This is a genomic window from Pseudomonas sp. GD03842 (assembly GCF_029841165.1).
GTDB lineage: Bacteria > Pseudomonadota > Gammaproteobacteria > Pseudomonadales > Pseudomonadaceae > Aquipseudomonas.
In genome coordinates this window covers 15506-33810 of the sequence record NZ_JAOCEA010000028.1, presented here as the reverse complement: position 1 = coordinate 33810, position 18305 = coordinate 15506, and the positions used below count along the sequence as shown (strand labels likewise).

Here is an 18305-nt window from a genome sequence, read left to right as displayed (position 1 = left end):
CGATACCGATGGTAGAAGTCTTCTACCGCAAGGTTCTTGTCCTTGGCCTCGAACATGATGTCGAACCGCTCCACGAACTGCAGCGCGTAGCGGTTGGTCCAGTCGTTCCACATTCGATCGCTGTGCAGGTACAGGTCGCGTTTGTTGACGACGTTCAACAACGCGTCCATTTCCAGTTTCTGCTCTGCGGTAAATCCCAGGGCCTGCAAGGTCTCTGGAGGCTGCGAGTAGTGCATCACGGGGCGCACACCGCGCCAGCTGTCGACGATACGGTCCACCCGCGGATCCTGCGGATCGATGTAGCGCCCTTCATGAATCCAGCAGTGGTGGATGTCCAGCACCACCGGCGCCAGATCCGCCAGCAGCAGGCAGTCGTCGACGCCATAGGTCTTTTCGTCGTTTTCGAACGTGATGCAGCGACGCGCCACTTCCGACAATCGCGGCCAGACACTGCGCACGCCCTCAGCGCCGAGCCGCCCGGCGATGTGCACGTTGCATTTGAAGTCCTGGAACCGCTGGCCATACCCCATCATGCGGATCATGTCGGCGTGGTATTCGAACTCGGCAAGGCTGTTCTCGACCACCTCGGGGCGGTCTGACCCCAGCACGCAGAACTGGCCGGGATGGAAGGACAGACGAATGTCAGCCTGTCGCGCCGCCTCCCCTATTGCCGCGAACAGCCCACCCAAGCGCGTCATGACGGCAGGCGATTGATAGAACGCCGCGACTTTCGGGTGGCTGTAGAACGGCAATAGATCGCTGCTCAAACGCAGCATGCGCAGGCCCTCGGGCAACTGCGCCACGTACCCCAACAAACGAATCTGCGCCGCCAGATTGTGCTCGACGATGTCCAACAACTTGTCCTGCGCGGCCTGCTGCGTGACGCTGTCCATCCAGCGCAACGTGGTGGTACGGGGGTTGTAGTCGCCTTCCAGCGCCTTCAACGCTTTCAGGGACAGCTCACGCTCTGCATGGCGGTACTGGCAGGCGAAACCGAGACGAGGTGTGTTCACGAAAGATCCTTCCGGGGCTAATGGACAGCGCTGAAACAGAGACTGTCGAAGCAGCCCAGGAGTTCTCAAGGTGGTGCCTGTTCCGCCTTGCCACCCGCCGCCCGCCGCGCCGGAAAACATTGACTACACTGACAGACGCTTGTTTGCCTTGACTCCCTGAACGAGTGCCCGTCATGACCCCACTTCCACTCGCCCCCGCACGCAGTGGCTGGCTCTTCTGGTCGAAACCGCTGCTGTTTCTGCTGATCGCCTGCGCGGGTCTGTACTACGTCAAATGGTCACCCTATTACCTCAAATTGTTCGTCGCTGCTGAAACCCACAGCCTGGGCGGGTCGATCATCAACGACCATCCTGCCAACCCCTGGGTGGCGGCCCTGGCCTATGCACAGGTGTATTTCCTGGCGATCTGGAAAGCTGCGGTGCTGGCGGTGATCCTGGGCTCGTTGTTGCAGGTGCTGATTCCCAAGGACTGGCTGTTGCGCCTCTTTGGCCGCGCAGGTCTGGGGTCGACATTGCGCGGTGGCCTGTTTGCCTTGCCCGGAATGATGTGCAGCTGCTGCGCCGCACCGGTGGCAGCCGGACTGCGTAAACAAAAAGTGTCCGTCGGCGCAGCCTTGGCGTTCTGGATAGCCAACCCGGTCCTGAACCCAGCCACTCTAGTGTTCATGGGCTTTGTGCTGGGCTGGGGGTTTACCCTGTTGCGGCTGGTGGCCGGTATTGTGCTGGTGATCGGGGTATCGCTGGTCGCACAACGCATCGCACGCCCGGAATCGCCACCTGAAGAGGCCATCGAAGCGGTGATCGATGCCGAGACCCCCAGCCCTGGCGGATTGATCACACGCTGGGCTTCTACCTTGTGGCAGTTGTTCTGGACCACCATCCCGATCTACATCGTAGCCGTGCTGCTACTGGGCGCCGCGCGCGTCTGGCTGTTTCCCCACGTCGACGGCGCCATGGGCGACAGCCTGCTGTGGCTGCTGCCCCTGGCGATTGTCGGAACCCTGTTCGTGATCCCGACAGCGGCAGAAATTCCGATCGTGCAGACCCTGATGGCGCTGGGCCTGGGGACCGCTCCCGCCGTCGCCCTGCTCATGACGCTGCCCAGCATCAGCCTGCCGTCGCTGCTGATGTTGCGTCGGTCGTTCGAGGGCAAGGTGCTCCTGACCGTGGGCGTGCTGACGGTGGTCGTCGGCGTGGTCAGCGGTCTGATAGGCGCGGCGGTCCTGTAAGGTATGGCGCGGGGAGCGTGGTGACCAGGTGCAGGGATCACATCACTTCGACTGCCAATGGCCCTCGCTCGACGAACTCGCCAATTGGTGACAACGGCAACCCCAGTTCGCTGGCCAGGGCCAGGAACGCGGCTTGCCCGGCCGGTTCAACCGCCACCAGTAACCCGCCGCTGGTCTGTGGGTCACAGAACAGCAGGCGCTGCGCCTCGGTCAACGGGCCAATGCGCTGCCCGTAACTGTCGAAATTGCGCTGGGTGCCGCCGGGAACGCAATGCTGTTCGAGGTAGGTCTCGATGTTCGGCAGTCGAGGCACGGCCGAGGCGTTGAGGCGCGCAGTGAGTCGGCTGCCATCGGCCATTTCCACCAGATGCCCCAGTAGGCCGAAGCCGGTGACGTCGGTCATTGCCTTCACGCCCGACAGCCTTGAGAAGCGACTGCCCGCGCGGTTCAACTCACACATCAAGTCCCGCGCCACACCGACATCCGCCTCGCGCAGCAGGCCTTTCTTCTCTGCCGTGGTCAGAATCCCGATACCCAGCGGTTTAGTGAGAAACAGGCTGCAGCCCATGGACGCGGTGTCATTGCGCTTCAGGAAGCGCTTGTCCACCAGCCCGGTCACCGCAAGGCCGAAGATTGGCTCCGGCGCATCGATCGAATGGCCGCCGGCCAGCGGGATGCCCGCCGCATCGCACACCGATCTGCCCCCGCGAATCACCTCCCGGGCGACTTCCGGGGCCAGGACATTCACGGGCCATCCCAAAATGGCAATGGCCATCAGTGGATCCCCACCCATGGCGTAGATGTCGCTGATAGCGTTGGTGGCGGCGATGCGCCCGAAATCGAAGGGGTCATCGACGATGGGCATGAAGAAATCCGTGGTGGAGACAACGCCTTTTTCATCGTCGATGGCGTAAACCGCCGCGTCATCGCGGGAGGCGTTGCCAACCCAGAGACGCGGGTCGAGGTGCTGGGCGCCGGAGCCGGCCAGAATGGTGTCCAGCACGCGGGGAGAAATCTTGCAGCCACAACCCGCGCCGTGGCTGTATTGGGTCAGACGAACCGGATCGCTCATGAACGGCCTCCCGAGTGGCGAGGCCCTGAAGTCTATCAGAGACTCAGCGAATCGCCCGTCGCACCCGGACACCCGAGAGGCCGCGCGCCCCTGACGTTTACATCATCGGCGACGCCATGCTGACGACCCTCAGCGCCAGCCCTTCATAGGCATCGAGCGTAATGGTGAATTCGCCGGCCTCCGTCAGATCGCCCTCGACCCGCTCGTTGATGATATCGACCACCGGTCCGGGTGCAATGCCCGGCAAATGAAGGGTCTCGACAAGGGCCTCGCCGCTGAAGTTGAGCGCTGTGATCTGCGTGCCCTTCCCCGCTGGCAACTCGTGAACCATGATCAGCAGCCCGGGATGTTCGACATCCGGAATGAGGATCTGACGGCTGGCAGCGATGTCGTACGCGCGGCGCACGGCAAGGATTTTCTTCAATTGCGAGGCAAATGAATCCGGACGCTGCAGTTGCTCGACGAGGCTGCCATAGAGGGTTCTTGCCTTGGGCATGCCGCCGACCGAGCGTTCAGTGTCCGGGTCCAGGTCGACCAGGTCGTAGGCGCCGCGATGAATCCAGCGGGTGTCGCCATCGCCCATCAGGTGGGCGACCTGCTCGGCAGGCAGCGGCAAGGCGCCCACCAAATCCCAGCCCGACAACGCGAAGACGCCTGGCTGCATGGCGTTGAACATCACCAGCAGCAGGTGGATGTGCTGAATCGTCACAACATCGGCCGGCGTGATCGCGTCCAGGTCACGAATGCCCAGCGCGGCCGTGATGATGCTGACCGTGGTGCATGACACGCCGTTGGTGACGAACTTGAGGTTATACGGCGCGTGCTCGCCCGCCAGGTGTTCGTACATCTCTTCGCGGATGTGCTCGCGCAGGATGTTTCCGGGGAATGTCTGGCCCATGTACAGGTACTGATCGTGGGCATGCAGCGTCCAGAAGTGCACCAGTTCCAGGGTCAGCTCGTCGTGGTTCTGCAACGCGTGGATCAGCGAGGCCGGGTCGATGCCGAATTCGTGCACCTGACGCAACATCAAGCGCAGAAATTCGGTACGCCCGGTCAGCAAGGCGTGCTGGTAGGCCGGTCGGGTGATGAAATCGTAAGACAGGTCAGCGCCACCGTGGGACATCGCGGCGATATCGTCGATGGTCAGGTTCAGCTCCTGGAAGCTGAAGCCGCCGGCCTTGCGGATCGCCCCGGCCAACAGTTGGTTGCCGGTTATCGACAGCGGATGGCTCTCCGACCACGCCGTGCCCTCGGCCTTGCGCTCTACGCCGAGGAAGCCGTTGGCGTCCAGGCGCAACACCCGCGCGCCCATCACATCGATGGCATGCAGCGCATCGCCGATGATCATCTGCTGCGCCGCGAAACTGGGATCGAGCCAGTTCAGGGAAGGCTGCCCTTCCTTGAAATAGTGCAGGTAGACCCAGCGCCGATCCTTGCCGTCGACCCCAGTGACGACCGGCGTGGCGCTCCAATCGGTTTCCTTGACGCCAGGCTCGAAGAAGATCACCCGCTGCAACTGGCCGACGATGTAATGCTTGTCCCGCAGTGCATCGACGGTGGCGGGCGGCAAATTGACCGCGTCACGCCCGGCGGGTACTTCTGGCAACAGGGCCCAGTCCTCTTCCTTGATCTCCACCATGTGGTACAGGCCGGGGTAGTCTTCGTAGCCCAGCTCGGCGAGGCGAAAATCCGCCCCTTTGCCGGTGTGCGAAGGGATGACGTCATCGACGATGACCGCGTTGTGCGCCGCCGCGATGCGGCTCAGATTGAGGAACTGCGCGTCGGTCCCCAGCTCGGCGTCGACTTCGAAACTGATGCGGTCGAAATTGCCATCGATGCTGGGGGTTTTCTGCCGCCCCTTGAGCCCACCAGACGCTTTCAACGGGCCGTTGTGAATGCCCTGAATACCGATCTCGGACAGCGTGTGCCAGAGTTTTTCGTCGCCCAGCGCCTCCAGCACCGAGCCGCCGTCACGAGTGATGATCGACGCGGGATAAGCAGTGAACCAGACCGAGGCGATTGCCGAGGCGTCCCGTGGCCGCGCCTGCGCATAGGGTCGCTGCCAGAGGCGCCCTTGACCGCCGTAGAGTTTCGCCCGTTGCTTTGCAGCGTTGAGCATTGATTGCTCAACCAGCCATTCCACGTATTGCTTGTCCGGTGCGGTCATAGAGTCTCCGTCTTCAAGGGGCATTTCAAGGGAGCAGCCTTCTCCCGGGCACAGGAGGCACGGTCGCTGCCGCCCCAGTGCCGTTGCTTATGTCTATGAGCACCGCAGGACCTAAACGTTCGTTGCGCCTCAGGCAGCACCACGCATTCGCTGACTGGCCGACGAGGTTGCACCTCTCGCCATGGCGCGTGCCGCGCTTGCGCCTTCAGGCAATCCGACGCCGCCGCGGCGAGCCGGATAAGGCCCGGCTCCTCAGCATTTCTGATTCGCTTCAATGGTCGCTTTTATTTCCGTAGTGACTTGCACAATGAAAGTCTCCCCATTAGATTATGCCCATCATTTTCCATGACTCACCCGGAGGCACTTCCCATGAAGAAGAAAAGCTTCGCCGACATGCCCTGCCCGATTGCCCTGAGTCTTGAGCACGTGGGGGACTGGTGGAACATCCTGATTCTGCGCGACCTGGCCTATGGGCTGAGCCGCTTCGACGAATTCCAGAAAAGCCTGGGCATTGCCCCCAGTACGCTCACCCGACGGCTGAACGATCTGATCGCCTCCGGCTTGGTGGAGCGACGTGCCTATTCCGACAAACCGCTGCGCTACGACTACCTGCTGACCGAAACCGGGCGGGATTTCCGCCCCGTGGTCTTGACCTTGATGAAGTTCGGCAACAAGCACTTCGCGCCCAACGGCACCCGCATCCAACTGTTCGACGAACACACCGACCAAGCCGTCGATCTGGTGCTGACCGATGGCAATACCGGCAAGCGCATCAACTTCCTCGACCACACGGTGCGCTACAGCGGGCCAGCCGAAAGCCTGTCGGCCTGGCGCGTCGAGACCGGGCGCACCCGGCGCGAGGGCTACCGCGACCGGCTGAGCACTTCCCCTTCCACCCCTTCCTGATTGCTGCACACCCACAGGTATTCGCCATGAATCAACCCCAAACCGTCACCGAGCCGGCTGCTGGTGCAGCGCCTCGCAAGTCCGCCCGTGGCAAACGCCTGATGTTGCTGGCCCTGGGCGTCGCCGCTGTCGTGGGTGCCGTCGCGTTCGGCCTGCACTGGTGGACCACCGGACGCTTTCTCGAATCCACCGATGACGCGTATGTCGGCGGCGACGTGACGGTGATCGCGCCGAAGGTCCCCGGCTACATCACCGAGCTCAAGGTGGTGGACAACCAATTCGTGCACGCGGGTGACCTGTTGCTGAAGATCGACGATCGCGACTACCAGGCGGCCCTGAAGAAGGCCGAAGGTGCTGTCGCCGCCGAAACCGCGTTGCTCGCCAACCTCGACGCGACCGAACAACTTCAACACGCGGTGGTGAGCCAGGCGAAAGCAGGCGTCGATGCCGCCAATGCCGAGACTGTCCGCTCTCGGGACGATCAGGTGCGGTATCAAGTGCTGTCCGGGCGCTCGGCGGTGTCCATCGAAAGCTTCCAACGCGCCGACGCCACCTACAAGACGGCCCAGGCCAACAGCGCCAAGGCCCAGGCCTCGCTGCTCGCCTCGCAGCGCCAACTGGACGTGATTGCCACCCAGAAGCAGCAGGCCCGGGCGGCATTGGAGCAAGCGAAGGCCGAACGTGATCTGGCGCAATTGAACGTCGGTTACACCGAACTGCGCGCGCCGGTGGACGGAGTGATCGGCAACCGTCGCGCCCGCGTCGGCGCTTACGCCGCTGCCGGTGCGCAGTTGATTGCCGTGGTGCCGGCCGAGGGGCTGTGGGTGGATGCCAACTTCAAGGAAGACCAACTGGCCCGCATGGAACCGGGTCAGGCGGTCACCATTGAGGCCGACGTATTGCCGGGGCAGGTGTTTCATGGCCATTTGAACAGCCTGGCGCCGGCCACCGGTTCGCAGTTCAGCGTGCTGCCCCCGGAGAACGCCACCGGGAATTTCACCAAGATCGTGCAACGGGTCCCGGTGCGCGTGTATCTGGATGGCGAAGATGGCCGGCTGGGCAAGCTGCGTCCAGGGTTATCGGTGATCGCGCAAGTCGACACCCGGCGCCAGAACGCTGACAACCCTGACGCCGCGCGCGTCGCTCAAGGGAAGACCGCGCCATGAGCGCTGCAACGCGCGACAAGGGTCCGATCGACGTCGCCACCATGGCGACCTCGACCAAAGTGCTCGCCTTCGCCACGATGTGCCTGGGCATGTTCATCGCCCTGCTGGACATCCAGATCGTCTCCGCGTCGTTGCGCGACATCGGGGGCGGGCTGTCGGCAGGCGCCGACGAAACCGCCTGGGTGCAAACCAGTTACCTGATCGCCGAAATCGTGGTCATTCCCCTGTCCGGGTGGCTTGCCAGGGTGTTCTCCACCCGCTGGCTGTTCTGCGCGTCGGCAGTGGGTTTCACCCTCGCCAGCCTGCTGTGCGGGCTGGCCTGGAACATTCAGAGCATGATCGCCTTTCGCGCGCTGCAGGGGTTTCTCGGCGGGTCGATGATCCCGATGGTGTTCACCACGGCGTTCGTGTTCTTCACCGGCAAACAACGGGTCATCGCCGCCTCGACCATCGGCGCCGTGGCTTCGCTCGCCCCCACGCTGGGGCCGGTGATTGGCGGCTGGATCACCGATATTTCGTCTTGGCACTGGCTGTTCTACATCAACCTGGTGCCGGGCATTTTCGTCGCGGTCGCCGTGCCGATCATGGTCAACATCGATGCCATGGACCTTAAGCTGCTCAAGGGTGCGGACTACCTGAGCATGGTATTTCTGGCGCTGTTTCTCGGCTGCCTGGAGTACACGCTCGAAGAAGGCCCACGCTGGAACTGGTTCAGTGACCAGACCATTCTCACCACCGCCTGGGTCTCCGGACTCGCCGGGTTGGCGTTCATCGGCCGTACATTGCGTGTGAACAATCCGGTGGTCGACCTGCGCGCCCTGAGCGACCGCAATTTTGCCCTTGGGTGTTTCTTCTCTTTTGTGACCGGCATTGGCCTGTTCGCCACCATTTACCTCACGCCCTTGTTTCTGGGCCGGGTCCGCGGTTACAGCGCGCTGCAGATTGGCGAAGCCATCTTCTCCACCGGGATTTTCCAACTGGCGGCGATACCGGTGTATGGCTTCCTCGCCAATCGCGTCGACTTGCGCTGGATCATGATGTTCGGCCTGTCGTTGTTCGCCCTGTCGATGTGGGACTTTTCACCGATCACTCACGACTGGGGTGGCCACGAATTGCTCCTCCCACAAGCCATCCGCGGCTTTGCGCAACAGATGGCGGTGCCGCCCACCGTGACATTGACCCTGGGCGGGTTGCATCCCTCACGGCTCAAGCAGGCCTCGGGGCTGTTCAACCTGATGCGCAATCTGGGCGGTGCGATCGGTATCGCGGCCTGCGCCACGCTGCTCAACGACCGTACCAACCAGCATTTCACCCACCTGGCCGAGCACCTGCACAGCGGCAACGAGGCGATGAACCATTGGCTCGACACCGTCACCGGAAACTTCGCCGGCCTGGGGCAGAGCCCCGCCGAAGCCAGTAACGCAGCCCTGCACCAACTGTGGTTGCTGACCTACCGCGAAGCGCAAACCCAGACTTTCGCCGATACCTTCCTGGCGATCATGGTGTGCTTCCTGATCGCGGTGGTGATGGTCCCGCTGATGCGCAAAGTGACACCGCCCAAAGCACCGTCGGCCGACGCCCACTGACCGCGTCATGACCACTTCTCTTTCATTTTCTCCCTTCGAGGACAGCCTGATGGCCACTTTGGCGTCTCGTTTCAAACGCAGCAGCGTGTTTGCACTCAGCGCGGTGTACATTGCCCTGGCCGGCTGTGCGGTCGGACCCGATTACCAGCGGCCCACCAACGCCCTGAGCGCGACCTTCCATGCTGACACGCTGCTGCAGCAGCGCGTCGGCGAGAGCCCCGCGCCCTCCCTCGACACGTGGTGGGCGGGCTTCAACGACCCTGAGCTGAACCGTATCGTGCAGCGTGCGCTGGACCAGAACCTTGACCTGGCGAAATCCTTCGCCCGTATCGAGCAGGCTCGCGCGGTGGCGCGGCAGGCCGGGGCGATCCGCTTGCCGCAGGGCGCCCTGGATGGCAAAGCCGTGCGCCAGCGCCAGTCCACCGAAAGCTCACAAGGCCAGATAGGCAGTACCTTCCCCGGCTATGACCGCAATCAGACACTGGAAACCCTCGGCGTCGGGGCCAGTTGGGAGGCCGACCTGGCTGGCGGTCTGAAGCGCGGCGAAGAGGCCGCCCTCGCTGAGGCCCAGGCAGCCGAGGCCAGCCATGTCGGCGTACGCATTTCGGTGGCCGCCGAAGCGGCGGACGCGTATTTCCGAATCCGTGGCGCACAGCAGCGCCTGGCCGTCGCCCAAGATCAGGTGACCACCCAGAACGCCTTGCTCGACTTGATCAAGGATCGCATGAGCATGGGCCTTGCCACCCACCGCGAGCAGGCCCAGGCCGAAGCGCTGGTGTTGCAGGCGCGGGCGACTCTGCCACCACTGCGCACCGAGCTGACGACCCAGCTGAACCGACTGGACGTGCTGATGGGTGCGCAACCGGGCACCTACGCCTTGGCGTTGCAAAGCAGCCCGCCGCACTATGACGTGCCGAGGATCAGCGACGCCCAGGGCCCCGCCGATTTGCTGCGCCGTCGACCGGATGTGATCGCCGCTGAACGCAGGCTGGCGGCGTCCAACGCACGTATCGGCGCGGCCATCGCCGAGTATTACCCGAGCGTGTCGTTGTCCGGCCTGCTCGGTTTCGATACGGCCCATAGCGGCCAGCTTTTCACCTCATCGGCGTTTCAGCCCCAGGCCATTCTCGGGCTGCACTGGCGGCTGTTCGATTTCGGTCGGGTCGATGCGGAAGTGGCGCAGGCCAAGGGCGCCAATGCCGAGGCGCTGGCCGAATACCGGCTGGCGATGCTGAAGGCCACCGAGGACGTCGAAAATGCAATCGTGACCCTGGTCGAACTGGAACAACAGCGCCAGGACGTCAGTGCAGAGGTGGCGGCACACCAGACCGCGCGGGACGCCGCACAGGACGCCTACAAGGGCGGTGCCGTCAGCCTGGTGGAAGTGCTCGACGAAGACCGTCAACTGTTGGTCTCTCGCGATCAACTCGCGCAGTTGCACGCCAACGATGCCCGCGCCGCCGTGGCCACCTTCCGAGCGCTGGGCGGTGGGTGGCCATGGACGATCAAGGACGATGTTGCCGAGCGAGATTGACCTTCTACGATGGAAATAAATTTCTATCTGTACAGTAAATAGAACTGCGTCTAGCATTGCGTATCACGGATACCCGACCTGAATCGACCTCAACAAGACCTTGCCAAAGGCTCAGGAGATTCCATGCTCGACCGCCCCAGACGTTTTTCGATCAAACAGATCGCCGCCCAGGCCGGTGTCAGCAAGGCGACGGTCGATCGCGTGCTGCATCAACGTGGCAGCGTGCACTACCAGACCCACCGGCGCATCCAGCAGGCCCTGGCGGAGCTGGAAGCGCAGGAAACCTGCGGCCTGGCGGTGGGCCGAACCTTTCACATCGACGTCATCCTGCACACCCCAAGGCGTTTCAGTGACGCGGTGAAGGAGGCCATTCACACGCAGCTGGGCACGCTGGCGCCCTTTCGCATCTTTCCCCGTTTTCATCTTTATCAGCACATTGACCCACAGCGGATGCAGGCGTTGATCCTGCGCTGTGTCAGCAACGGAAGCCAGGGCGTGATTCTCAAGGCGGCCGACGAGCCTGAGATCAGTGCCGCCGTGAACCAGGTGACGGCAGCGGGCGTACCGGTGGTGACCCTGGTGTCCGACCTGACACACAGTGAGCGTATCGGCTACATCGGCATGGACAACCGCACCGCCGGGCAGACGGCGGCTTACCTGTTGACGCGCTGGCTGGACGATGCGACGCAAGACGTGGCGGTGGTGATCAGCAGCCAGCACTTCCGTGGCGAGGCGGAACGGCACGCGGGCTTTTGCAGTTGGCTGCATGAACGCGCCCCGCATGTGCGCGTGGTCGAGGTCAGCGGAGGCCTGGGCGTGTACCCGCCCACGCTGCAGCGGATGACCCAAGCCCTCGAACAGCACCCTTCGATCAAGGCCGTCTACAGTGTCGGCGGGGGCAATCGGGCGATCGTCGATGCATTCGCCGCACTGGCTCGCCCGCTCAGGGTGTTCATCGGTCACGATCTGGATCAGGAGAACCGCCAATTGCTGGCCGAGGAAAAAATCGCCGCGATCATCGACCACAACCTGCAACTGGACGCCCGCCACGCTTTTACCCGGATCCTGCAGTTTCACCGCCTGTGGAAGGCTGGCCCCATTGCGCCTTCGCCTGTACAGATCGTGACGCCATTCAGCCTCGCGCATTGAGTGGTGCACCGCATTTCATTCGCCCCTGACAACGCCCTTTCACGGAGAGCCATCCATGCTACGCATTGCAGTCCTCGGCGCAGGCCGCATCGCCACCATCCACGCGGCAAACGTGGCGTCTCACTCCGACGTTCGACTGTCGGTCATCGCTGACCCCTGGCGCGAGGGCGTCGACCGACTGGCGGCGAAACTCGGCTGTGCTGCGGCGTACGATTGCGCCCAGGCCATTACCCGTGAGGATGTCGACGCAATCGTCATCGGCACCCCCACCGACACCCACATCGACTTGATGCTGCAAGCCGTCGAGCGCGGTCTCCCCGTGCTGTGCGAAAAGCCCATCGATCTGGACTTCGCCAAGGCAGCGGAGGCGGTCGACACCCTCGAGCGCCTGAACGGGAAGGTGATGCTCGGCTTCAACCGTCGCTTCGATCCGGACACGTTGCGGATACGCAAGGCCATTGCCGAAGGTGAAATCGGTGACGTGCGCCAAGTGGTCATTACCAGCCGCGACCCGGGCCTTGCACCGATGGAATACCTCAAGCATTCGGGCGGCATCTTCCGTGACATGACCATTCACGACTTCGACACCGCGCGCACGCTGCTGGGCGAAGAACCGACGCAAGTCATGGCCATTGCCAGCCGCCTGGTGGAGCCGGCCCTCGAAGGCATCGACGACTACGACAGCGTGATGGTGCTGCTGCGCACGGCATCCGGGAAACAATGCCATATCAACTGCTGCCGCGAGGCGGCGTACGGTTACGACCAGCGGCTGGAGGTGTTCGGCTCCAAGGGCATGCTGCTCAACGACAACCACCGACCCAACACGGTGCGCAGGTACAGCGCGACTCAGACCGAGGTCCGCGAACCGCTGGAAAATTTCTTCCTTGAACGTTACGCCGACGCCTACCGCAACGAGCTGAACCAGTTCATTGCTGCGATACAAGCCGATGCCCCGCTGCCGACCAACGCCCGAGACGGGTTGAAGGCACTGCACCTGGCCAACTGCGCGCTGGAATCGATCAGAACCGGACGGGCCGTCATGGTGTGCGAATGAAGCGGCTCGCAGAGCAGACGACTCGGACGCAAGCGCTCAACCCTGCGCCGCGTTGACGATGAATTCGCGATAACCCGACAAAATCACGTACACCGCGAAGTAGCAGAAGATCGCTGCCGAGACCCAGTAGGAATATTTGAGCAGGCGGTCGCCCAACAGGCGTCCGCCGTGGCTGGCGGCGAAACAGATGAACACGCACCACGCGACGCCTGCGCTGAAGAACCCCGACAAAAACAATGCCGTGCTCAAGCCGCCGTGGCCCCCTGCCCTGGAAATCAGTGTGCCGCCCACCGCAGCGAACCAGAGAATGGCCGTCGGGGAGGAGACGGCAAGAAACACGCCCCTTGAGAAGGCCCGCACGCCGGAGCGGCGGTCGGCGTCTTGAGCGACGGCCAAAGCGCCGTGATCGCTCATGGCGGACACGATCATCTTGATCGCGAACCCGATCAGCAGCACCGAGCCACCCAACCAGAGGGTCCAGCGCACCCATTCGTATTGCAGCAGCACGGTCATGCCCGCCAACGCCAGAACGGCGTAGAACAGATCGCCAAAGCAGGTGCCCAGCCCGAGCCAGAACCCTTGCAGGTAGCCGCGCTGCATGGCCAACGTGATCATCGCGATATTGGCCACGCCTATGTCCAGGCACAACGAAAGGCTCAGCAAAAAGCCGCTGGTGAACTCCATATCAGGTATCCATCGATCGAAGGGGAAACGAAAAGCAGCGCGCAGGATAACGGGATTGGCCGGGTTTGCCGATGGCCGAGTTGGCGCTTTCGGCCAGCACCCGCTCAGTCTAGAATCCAACTCGCCCGTTTTGACCCTCAGTGGCTGGAGAGCTGTGCGTGGAACTTCATATCGTCATACATGGCCGCAAGGACCTGGCGAACCAGGTGTATGAACAACTGCGCGAGAGCATCGAATCGGGACGCCTGGCCCCGGGGGTGCAGTTGCCGCCCAGTCGCCTGCTTGCCGCCCAGTTGGGCCTGTCGCGCAAAACCATCTCCGACACTTACAGCCGCCTGACCTATGAAAACTACCTGGTGGGAAAAATCGGCAGCGGCACCTTCGTCAACCATCTGACCGCCCCTACGCAGCGTCGCCAGAGCGCTCCGGTGCTGGCCAGCCAGAAACGCATCGACGCCTGGCAGAACCTCTCTCTGCCGCTGCGCCACCCGACACGGGAAGGCACGTTGCGGCATGACTTCATCGGCGGCGCCACGGCGAAAACCCAATTCCCGCTCGATGACTGGCGACGGTGTACCCAGCATGCCTTGCGTCAGATGGCGCAAGCGCGGGGCTTTTACAGCCAGCCCGAAGGCGTCCCGGAACTGCGCAAAGCAATCGCAGGCCACATCGCGTTCGCGCGCGGGGTCAATTGCGTGGCCGACGATGTGGTGGTGTGCAATGGTGCGCAGCAGGCGCTGGACCTGATCGCGCGGGTGCTGATCGAACCCGGCTGCACGGTGGCGATGGAAGATCCGGGCTATGCGCCCGCCCGGCTGCTGTTTGCTGCCCAAGGCGCGACGGTGGCCAGCGTCCCCGTGGACGACGAGGGTATCCGGGTCGAGTGCATCCCCGAGGACAGTCACCTGATCTACGTCACGCCATCGCACCAGATGCCACTGGGTATGCCCATGAGCCTGGCGCGACGTCAAGCACTGCTGGACAAGGCGCGTCGCATCGGCGCGATCATCATCGAAGACGATTACGACAGCGAATTCCGCTATGAAGGGCGCCCCACCGATTCCCTGCAAAGCATGGACGGCTTCGGTGTGGTGGCGTATGTGGGCACCTTTTCCAAGACATTGCTGCCCGAACTGCGTCTGGGGTATGCGGTACTGCCTGCCACCCTGCGCGAAGCAGTGATCCAGGCCAGGCAAGTGACGGACTGGCACACCAGCACGTTGCCGCAGTGGGCATTGGCCAAATTCATCGGCGATGGCCTGCTCAATCGACACATTCGCCGCTGCCACGGGATTTACGCTGGCCGTCGCGACCGGATTCTAGCCCGCCTGGCTGGCGATCTGTCGCCCTGGATGTACGCCATCCCGTGCACCGCAGGCTTTCACATGGCCGTGATGTTCAAGCACCCCATCGACGTGGCATTGCTGGTCGCGCTGATGCGCAAGGTCGATATCGGCCTGTACCCGCTCACAGGCTTCTATCACCACGTCCCCGTGCGGAACGGCCTGATCATGGGGTTTGGCGCCATCGAAACCCTGGATATCGATCCCGCACTGGACCGGCTGCGTGACGTGCTGACGCAGATCGCCTGAGGCCATTGACGACGGGAGCGATCGGTTGCGGGGGAAAATTTGCAGTTGTATGATGTCTGTCAACAGATCGTTCCTCCGGGTCATCCACCGGCTTCACGTATCCCCACCGATTGCCTTTCAGGCGACTGCCTGATCAATTCCCAAGCACAATAACAGGAGAAGCAGATGCCTAACGTTCTCGGCCAGAACTTCATCGGCGGCGCCCGCAGCGGCCTCGGTGAAGCCCGACACACGAGCGTGGACGCCAGTACTGGCGAACCCTTGCCTTACCGCTTCCACCAGGCCACCGATGGCGAAATCGACGCTGCTGCCCTCGCCGCCAAGCAAGCTTTCGCTGAATACCGTCAGTTGAGCCCCGGCCGCCGCGCAGAATTCCTGGACACCATTGCCGATGAACTGGACGCACTGGGTGATGACTTCGTCGCCCTCGTCTGCCAGGAAACCGCCCTGCCCGCCGCCCGCATCCAAGGCGAGCGTGGCCGCACCAGTGGCCAGATGCGCTTGTTCGCCAGCGTGCTGCGCCGTGGCGATTTCCTCGGCGCCCGTATCGATCAGGCCCTGCCCGAGCGCAAGCCCCTGCCCCGCGTCGACCTGCGCCAGTACCGCATCGGTGTCGGCCCGATCGCCGTGTTCGGCGCCAGCAACTTTCCCCTGGCTTTCTCCACCGCCGGGGGCGACACCGCCTCTGCCCTGGCCGCAGGTTGCCCCGTGGTGGTCAAAGCCCACAGCGGTCATATGGCAACCGCTGATCTGGTCGGTCAGGCCATCGTGCGCGCCGCCGAAAAAACCGGCATGCCCAAGGGCGTCTTCAACATGATCTTCGGCAGCGGCGTCGGTGAAGGTCTGGTCAGGCATCCGGCCATCCAGGGCGTGGGGTTCACCGGTTCGCTGCATGGCGGTAATGCGCTGTGCAAACTGGCGGCCGAGCGTCCACAGCCGATCCCTGTGTTCGCCGAGATGTCCAGCATCAACCCGGTGGTTCTGCTTCCCGGCGCGCTCTCAGCCCGTGGCGCGACCATTGCCGGGGAGCTGGCCGCTTCGGTGGTTCTGGGAGCCGGTCAGTTCTGCACCAACCCTGGCGTGGTGATCGGTATTCGGTCCCCTGCCCTGAGCGCTTTTACCGAGCAACTCAAAGAGCACCTGGGTGGCCAGGCGCCGCAGACCATGCTCAATGAAGGGGGCCTGCGCAGTTACAGCAAAGGCGTGCAGAAACTGCTGGCGCACCCGCTCGTCACGCATTTGGCCGGGCAGCCGCAGGAAGGCCGTCAGGCCCGGGCGCAGTTGTTCAAGGCCGATGTGAGCATGCTGCTCACGGGGGATGAACTGCTTCAGGAAGAGGTGTTCGGCCCCACGACGCTGCTGATCGAAGTCGCCGATGACGCGGAGCTCAAAGCCGCGCTGCTGGCCTTGCGCGGCCAACTGACCGCGACCCTGATCGGCGAAACCGCCGACCTGCAGAAATACCAATGGCTGGTGCCGGTGCTGGAAGAGAAAGTCGGTCGCATTCTGGTCAACGGCTACCCGACCGGCGTCGAGGTGTCCGATGCCATGGTGCACGGCGGGCCGTATCCGGCCACCTCGGACGCTCGCGGCACTTCGGTCGGGACGTTGGCCATCGACCGGTTCCTGCGCCCGGTCTGCTACCAGAACTACCCTGACAGCCTGTTGCCACCGGCGCTGCAAAACGCCAACCCGTTGGGGCTCAAACGCTTGGTCAACGGGAGCTGGAGCAGCGACGTCATCGCCTGATCACGGCAACGCTGCATCATCTACGGCGCGCTCCCCACAGGGCGCGCCGTTTTTGTTTGCCCGTGGGAGGCCGGCACCTCGCGACGGTTGCCAGTGGCAATCGGTGCCCGTACGATCGCCGCCTGCGTCCGTTCACACGAGAACCCACCATGAGCCAAGAACTCCAGATCATCGATGTCCAGGAAGGCACTGGAAAAGCTGTCGTCAAAGGCGCGTTGATCACGACCCACTACACAGGCACCCTGGAAGACGGCACGGTGTTCGATTCATCCTGGCAACGAGGCAAACCGTTTCAATGCGTCATCGGCAGCGGCCGTGTGATCAAAGGCTGGGATATCGGGCTAATGGGGATGAAGGTCGGTGGCAAGCGTCAACTGCGTGTGCCATCGCACCTGGCTTACGGCGAGCGCAGCATAGGCGCGCACATCACGCCGCATTCGAATCTCAACTTCGAGATCGAATTGCTGGAAGTGCTGACCCGCGACGACTGATCCGATGGCGGCGGTCGTCGCAAGGCCGCCCCCCATGCCTGTCAAGGCCCATCATTCCTGTTGATGTCCACCATGAAGGCGATTGTCTTCAGGTTTTTCGAGCGTCGCGTAACATCGCCTGCATCGCCTGCATCGCCCGAATCCCACGTTCACACAGGATTGCCGCCATGACCTTGCACCTGATCAACGCCGTTGCCCTCACCGCCGTCACCATTTTCCTGGTCAACCGCGCCTTCGCCCTGTACGACCTGGTCAAGGCTGCGACCGTTTCCGAGCACCTCTGAAACGGTCCCCTCCTCTTCGCTGCACGCGTCCAGCCGTATGGGACGGCGTTACGCGAACGGGTCCATCTGACGCTTCAACTGTTCCCTGGCCCGAGACAGGCGCGAACGCACGGTGCCGATCGGCACGCCCAGCGAGGTCGCGGTTTCCTGGTAATTGCCGTCCATTTCCAGTGACACCTCGATCACCCGCTGCATGTTCGAAGGCAGTGTCCCGATCGCCTTGACCGCGCGCGCCAGTTGTCGGCGACCGTCGACTTCATGACCGATGTCCCCCTGATGGTCGAGTTCAGTATGGGTGTGGTCCTCCCAGCTCTCCTGATAAGGCTGACGGTACATTTTGCGAAAATGGTTGCGAATCAGGTTCAGCGCAATGCCGCACAACCAGGTCTGTGGTTTGCTGGCGTTCTGAAACTTGTGCTCACTGCGCAGCGCCTCCAGAAATGTGCTTTGCAAAATGTCGTCGACGTCTTCCGGGTTCATCACCCGCTTCTGTATGAAGGCACGAATCATCTTCACCTGATCGCTGGACATCTGCCGAATGCCTTGGATCGGCTGGCGAGTGCGTGGGGATTCAATGTCGAGTATCGCGAGGCTTGGAAACATCAGGGCTCTTCCTTGTTTGGAGTGTG

Annotated in this window: 15 protein-coding genes; 10 read left to right on the top strand and 5 right to left on the bottom strand. The window is 62.9% G+C overall.

Features of this window, described 5'->3' with window-relative positions:
• Nucleotides 1-1013: UV DNA damage repair endonuclease UvsE (gene uvsE, locus N5D61_RS25905; protein WP_279894698.1), on the bottom strand; the 1013-nt coding region annotated here is incomplete at its 3' end.
• 173 nt (nt 1014-1186) lie between these two features.
• On the opposite strand from uvsE, the gene N5D61_RS25900 reads away from it, so the two are divergent.
• On the top strand, nt 1187-2242 hold the full coding sequence (locus N5D61_RS25900) for a permease (RefSeq protein ID WP_279894697.1): 1056 nt from the start codon (nt 1187-1189) through the stop codon (nt 2240-2242).
• Between the two features lie 37 nt (nt 2243-2279).
• Here N5D61_RS25900 and selD read toward each other — a convergent pair whose 3' ends face one another.
• Both selD and treS read right to left on the bottom strand, forming a co-directional pair.
• Nucleotides 2280-3314: a selenide, water dikinase SelD gene (selD, locus tag N5D61_RS25895; protein ID WP_108240482.1), complete on the bottom strand. Its 1035-nt coding sequence runs from the start codon at nt 3312-3314 to the stop codon at nt 2280-2282.
• A 97-nt stretch (nt 3315-3411) separates the two neighbouring features.
• On the bottom strand, nt 3412-5481 hold the full coding sequence (gene treS, locus N5D61_RS25890) for a maltose alpha-D-glucosyltransferase (protein ID WP_108240483.1): 2070 nt from the start codon (nt 5479-5481) through the stop codon (nt 3412-3414).
• 369 nt (nt 5482-5850) lie between these two features.
• Between treS and N5D61_RS25885 the strand changes: the two genes are divergently transcribed.
• The 6 genes from N5D61_RS25885 to iolG all read left to right on the top strand — a co-directional run bounded on the left by N5D61_RS25885 (nt 5851) and on the right by iolG (nt 12876).
• Nucleotides 5851-6387: a helix-turn-helix domain-containing protein gene (locus tag N5D61_RS25885; RefSeq protein WP_279894696.1), complete on the top strand. Its 537-nt coding sequence runs from the start codon at nt 5851-5853 to the stop codon at nt 6385-6387.
• A 26-nt stretch (nt 6388-6413) separates the two neighbouring features.
• Nucleotides 6414-7553 carry an HlyD family secretion protein gene (locus N5D61_RS25880; RefSeq protein WP_279894695.1) on the top strand — a complete coding sequence of 380 codons (1140 nt, stop codon included), beginning with the start codon at nt 6414-6416 and terminating at the stop codon, nt 7551-7553.
• Nucleotides 7550-9139 carry a DHA2 family efflux MFS transporter permease subunit gene (locus tag N5D61_RS25875; RefSeq protein WP_279894694.1) on the top strand — a complete coding sequence of 530 codons (1590 nt, stop codon included), beginning with the start codon at nt 7550-7552 and terminating at the stop codon, nt 9137-9139. The genes N5D61_RS25880 and N5D61_RS25875 overlap by 4 nt, the downstream gene beginning before the upstream one ends.
• A 7-nt stretch (nt 9140-9146) precedes the next feature.
• Entirely contained in the window at nt 9147-10673 is a 1527-nt protein-coding gene (locus tag N5D61_RS25870) for an efflux transporter outer membrane subunit (RefSeq protein WP_279894693.1), read from the top strand.
• 123 nt (nt 10674-10796) lie between these two features.
• Nucleotides 10797-11822 (top strand): LacI family DNA-binding transcriptional regulator, encoded by a 1026-nt coding sequence (locus N5D61_RS25865; RefSeq protein WP_279894692.1) that lies wholly within the window; start codon nt 10797-10799, stop codon nt 11820-11822.
• Nucleotides 11823-11877: 55 nt separating this feature from the next.
• Nucleotides 11878-12876: an inositol 2-dehydrogenase gene (iolG, locus tag N5D61_RS25860; RefSeq protein ID WP_279894691.1), complete on the top strand. Its 999-nt coding sequence runs from the start codon at nt 11878-11880 to the stop codon at nt 12874-12876.
• Between the two features lie 36 nt (nt 12877-12912).
• Here iolG and N5D61_RS25855 read toward each other — a convergent pair whose 3' ends face one another.
• Nucleotides 12913-13560 carry a LysE family transporter gene (locus N5D61_RS25855; RefSeq protein WP_279894690.1) on the bottom strand — a complete coding sequence of 216 codons (648 nt, stop codon included), beginning with the start codon at nt 13558-13560 and terminating at the stop codon, nt 12913-12915.
• A 158-nt stretch (nt 13561-13718) separates the two neighbouring features.
• Between N5D61_RS25855 and N5D61_RS25850 the strand changes: the two genes are divergently transcribed.
• The 3 genes from N5D61_RS25850 to N5D61_RS25840 all read left to right on the top strand — a co-directional run bounded on the left by N5D61_RS25850 (nt 13719) and on the right by N5D61_RS25840 (nt 17392).
• Nucleotides 13719-15152 carry a PLP-dependent aminotransferase family protein gene (locus N5D61_RS25850; protein ID WP_279894689.1) on the top strand — a complete coding sequence of 478 codons (1434 nt, stop codon included), beginning with the start codon at nt 13719-13721 and terminating at the stop codon, nt 15150-15152.
• A 165-nt stretch (nt 15153-15317) separates the two neighbouring features.
• A complete protein-coding gene (locus N5D61_RS25845) occupies nt 15318-16901 on the top strand; it encodes an aldehyde dehydrogenase (NADP(+)) (protein ID WP_279894688.1) in 1584 nt (527 codons plus the stop codon).
• A 149-nt stretch (nt 16902-17050) separates the two neighbouring features.
• A complete protein-coding gene (locus tag N5D61_RS25840; protein ID WP_279894687.1) occupies nt 17051-17392 on the top strand; it encodes an FKBP-type peptidyl-prolyl cis-trans isomerase in 342 nt (113 codons plus the stop codon).
• 332 nt (nt 17393-17724) lie between these two features.
• Here N5D61_RS25840 and N5D61_RS25835 read toward each other — a convergent pair whose 3' ends face one another.
• Entirely contained in the window at nt 17725-18279 is a 555-nt protein-coding gene (locus N5D61_RS25835; protein ID WP_108240494.1) for an RNA polymerase sigma factor, read from the bottom strand.
• Between the last annotated feature and the right edge of the window lie 26 nt (nt 18280-18305).

Bases quoted from the DNA above. Each gene is read 5' to 3' on its own strand.
- N5D61_RS25900 (WP_279894697.1), top strand. From the start codon at position 1,187: ATGACCCCACTTCCACTCGCCCCCGCACGCAGTGGCTGGCTCTTCTGG.
- selD (WP_108240482.1), bottom strand. From the start codon at position 3,314: ATGAGCGATCCGGTTCGTCTGACCCAATACAGCCACGGCGCGGGTTGT.
- treS (WP_108240483.1), bottom strand. From the start codon at position 5,481: ATGACCGCACCGGACAAGCAATACGTGGAATGGCTGGTTGAGCAATCA.
- N5D61_RS25885 (WP_279894696.1), top strand. From the start codon at position 5,851: ATGAAGAAGAAAAGCTTCGCCGACATGCCCTGCCCGATTGCCCTGAGT.
- N5D61_RS25880 (WP_279894695.1), top strand. From the start codon at position 6,414: ATGAATCAACCCCAAACCGTCACCGAGCCGGCTGCTGGTGCAGCGCCT.
- N5D61_RS25875 (WP_279894694.1), top strand. From the start codon at position 7,550: ATGAGCGCTGCAACGCGCGACAAGGGTCCGATCGACGTCGCCACCATG.
- N5D61_RS25870 (WP_279894693.1), top strand. From the start codon at position 9,147: ATGACCACTTCTCTTTCATTTTCTCCCTTCGAGGACAGCCTGATGGCC.
- N5D61_RS25865 (WP_279894692.1), top strand. From the start codon at position 10,797: ATGCTCGACCGCCCCAGACGTTTTTCGATCAAACAGATCGCCGCCCAG.
- iolG (WP_279894691.1), top strand. From the start codon at position 11,878: ATGCTACGCATTGCAGTCCTCGGCGCAGGCCGCATCGCCACCATCCAC.
- N5D61_RS25855 (WP_279894690.1), bottom strand. From the start codon at position 13,560: ATGGAGTTCACCAGCGGCTTTTTGCTGAGCCTTTCGTTGTGCCTGGAC.
- N5D61_RS25845 (WP_279894688.1), top strand. From the start codon at position 15,318: ATGCCTAACGTTCTCGGCCAGAACTTCATCGGCGGCGCCCGCAGCGGC.
- N5D61_RS25840 (WP_279894687.1), top strand. From the start codon at position 17,051: ATGAGCCAAGAACTCCAGATCATCGATGTCCAGGAAGGCACTGGAAAA.
- N5D61_RS25835 (WP_108240494.1), bottom strand. From the start codon at position 18,279: ATGTTTCCAAGCCTCGCGATACTCGACATTGAATCCCCACGCACTCGC.